Consider the following 3,041-nt stretch of genomic DNA (forward strand, 5'->3'; position numbering starts at 1 on the left):
GCCCTGCCCTGCCCCACTCCGCCCGGGATCCGATGGTGGGAGGCGACCTGCCGGCGGGTGGTGGTGGTGGTCCGAGGCCGGATATTCCGTGGCTTTCCGCTCGCTGAGGGGCAGCGGCTCAGCGCACGCCGCGCGGGCGGAACTGAACACTGATCCGCGGCCCCACCGGCCGCGCCGTCTTGGGCACGGCATGGTCCCACGTGCGCTGGCAGCTGCCTCCCATCACGAGCAGGTCGCCGTGACCCAGGTCGTGCCGGATCGTCGGACCGCCCCCGCCCCGAGGCCGCAGCAGCAACGCCCGCGGAGCACCTAAGACGGCGATCGCGACTATGGTGTCGCGGACACCACCCGGCCCGACGCGATCGCCATGCCAGGCCACACTGTCACGCCCGTCGCGATACAGGCACAGCCCGGCGGTGGCGAAGCCCTCGCCCAGCTCGGCCGCATAGTGCTCGTCGAGGACCCGCTTCGCCGCGTCGAGCGCCGGGTCGGGCAGCGACGCACGCTCGTCGTAGAAGGCGAGCAGCCGGGGAATGTCGACGACCCTGTCGTACATCGTCCGTTGCTCCGCCCGCCAGGGGACACGATCACGCAGCCGCTCGAAGAGCACGTCGGCTCCAACGATCCAGCGGGGCCGCACATCGACCCACGCGCCCCGCGCGAGCCCGACTCGCTGGACGGACGTCCCGAGTGGACCGACCTCGACCGCCGGGGCGTCATCGAGCAACGAGGCCTGGAACGCCGCGATCTCCATGCTTCGACATTATCAAACACACGTTCGAAGACGGGTCTGCGACAGGCCTGCCGACCCGACCGCCGTCACAGGTTGACAGGCGAGTAATCGGAGCAGGAATAGACGAAGGTAGCCGGCGGGGTCCCCTCGAATCGCATCGTTCCGATGTACGTCGCCCCCGTCAGCGACTTCCGCGAGGTCTTCAGCTCCACGACAGGCTTACGGATCCCGCCTTCCGACCGAAGGCACGACGTAGCCGGCACCCGGAGATCCGCCGCTCCCGCGGCGGCGAACAACACGACCGTCCGACCGGCTCCGACGCGTACCTCCAGCACATTCACGAAGTAGTTGTCGTCATAAACGCTCACCGCCACCGACGGCATCGTCACCGTGCCGAGGAGCGCAGGCGAGTAGTCCGCCTGGCACGAGTAGCGGAAACGGTAGCTTCCCGGCAGCGCGAGCGAGAACGTCAGTGTTCCGGAATACCGTCCGGAGGAGCTCACCGGCACCTCGGCCTGGACGGGAAACAGCCGGAACTCGCGAGAACCCGACGAGACCAGCACGCAGGATGTCCGCGGATCCCGCAGGTCGCTACGGCCGGTCGCGTCGAATCCGACCCGCAGCAGGAAGCCGTCCTGCCGGCTTCTGGTGAGAGTTGCGTAATAGTCGGCGCTGTACTGCGACACCCCGGGCGCGGCGGCGGAGAAGGAGGGCACGACGGTGAGCTCCTGGGACGGCCGGGGGGAGCCGGCTGCGGTGGCCGAGCTCGTTCGCGCCCCGGTCCCCGCACTGGTCCCCGCACTGGTCCCGGCCCCGCTCCCCGCACCGCTCGCGGCCGCGGACGGCGATACCTTCGGGACGCCGTCTTCCGGTCCGGTCGCGGCCACCGTCGAGGACGCGGTGCCGGTCAGGGACCCGTCGCCCGGATGGGTGCCGACACCACCGCGGGCGAGGAACACCCCGGCCAGGATCGCGAGGACGGCTGTCAACGTCCCGGCCACGAGCCACACCCGTCCCGAGGGGCGGCCAGGCGCCCCGGGCGTCCCAGGCATCCCGGAGTCGGGCCACCGCGAACCGCCTGCCTCCGGCTCGCCGACGGGCGGCAGCAGGGCCGTTGCCGGTCGCGAGACCGTAGGTACCCGCGGCAACAGCGGTGTCGGTGCCTGTGCCGGCGGTGGTGCCGGTGGCAGCGGTGGTGCCGGTGGCGATACCGGTGCTGGCACCTGTGGCGGTACCAGCACCGGTGATGCCGGTCCCCCGGCCGCGAGGGAGGCGAGGGCGCGCGCGGCAGCCGCGGCATCCAGCCGGACTGCCGGGTCCTTCTCGAGCATCGCCTCCAGCACCGGCTGGAGCCGACCGGCGAGCACGGTCGGGCGCGGCGGTTCGAACAGGATCGCGCTGAGCAGCCCGGCGGTCGTGTCGGCCTGGAACGGTAACCTCCCCTCCACCATCTGGTAAAGGGTGACTCCCAGGGAGAACACGTCACTACGTCCGTCCGCGGGCTGACCGCCGAGCCGTTCGGGAGCGACATAGGCGATGGTGCCGACCACTCCGGCTGCGGTCATCCGACTGTCGTCGTTGTGCGCGGCGATACCGAAGTCGGTGACGAGTGCCCGGCCATTCTCCGCCAGCAGGATGTTGCCCGGTTTGATGTCGCGATGAACGACGCCCTTCGCGTGGGCGAAGGCAAGGGCATCGGCGACCGCGGCTCCGATCGACGCCGTCTCATCCGGCCGTAGCCCGCCCGATCCCCGCAGCCGGTCCGCTACCGACCGAGCCGGGATGATGAGGTCCATGACGATCCACGGCAGCCCGCCGTCCTCGACCACGTCATGGACGCTGACGATCCCGGGATGACCCCGAAGGCGGGCGGCGTTCATCCCTTCCCCCCGTGCGCGGGCGATCCGTTCGGTCCACTCCCCCGGCGTCGAGTCGACGGGGATCGAGACTTCCTTGAGCGCGACGTCGACCCGCAGCATCTGGTCGGTCGCCCGCCAGACGGCCCCCATCCCGCCAGCCCCGAGGCGATCCTGGAGTCGGTAACGGCCGGCGACGACCAGTCCCGCATGGCCTACCACGGTCCTCCCCGATCCTCCCCGTCCGTGCCCGTTCATGCCGTCCGTGCCCGTTCATCGGGCAACTTCTCTGGACGGCTACTTTAGTGAGGGTTCCGTGGATGTCTCCCCGCCGGCCCGGTCGGCCCGGTCGGCCTGATCCCGACTTACCAGGCCGCCGATCGCGCACTCGTCGTGGGACCGCCGAATTCAGGGGAGGAAGTAACGTAAACATTCACGTAGATTCGTGATCT

2 protein-coding genes are annotated in these 3,041 nt (G+C 70.3%); both read right to left on the bottom strand.

Annotation, left to right across the window (positions count from 1 at the left end):
* Positions 1-118: 118 nt before the first annotated feature.
* Entirely contained in the window at positions 119-754 is a 636-nt protein-coding gene (locus ACY5KJ_RS19230; protein WP_462187615.1) for an alpha-ketoglutarate-dependent dioxygenase AlkB, read from the bottom strand.
* A gap of 65 nt (positions 755-819) precedes the next feature.
* Positions 820-2,811 (bottom strand): serine/threonine-protein kinase, encoded by a 1,992-nt coding sequence (locus ACY5KJ_RS19235; protein WP_462187614.1) that lies wholly within the window; start codon positions 2,809-2,811, stop codon positions 820-822.
* Positions 2,812-3,041 lie beyond the last annotated feature (230 nt).

The organism is Frankia sp. CcWB3, from assembly GCF_977927595.1.

Bases quoted from the DNA above. Each gene is read 5' to 3' on its own strand.
- ACY5KJ_RS19230 (WP_462187615.1), bottom strand. From the start codon at position 754: ATGGAGATCGCGGCGTTCCAGGCCTCGTTGCTCGATGACGCCCCGGCG.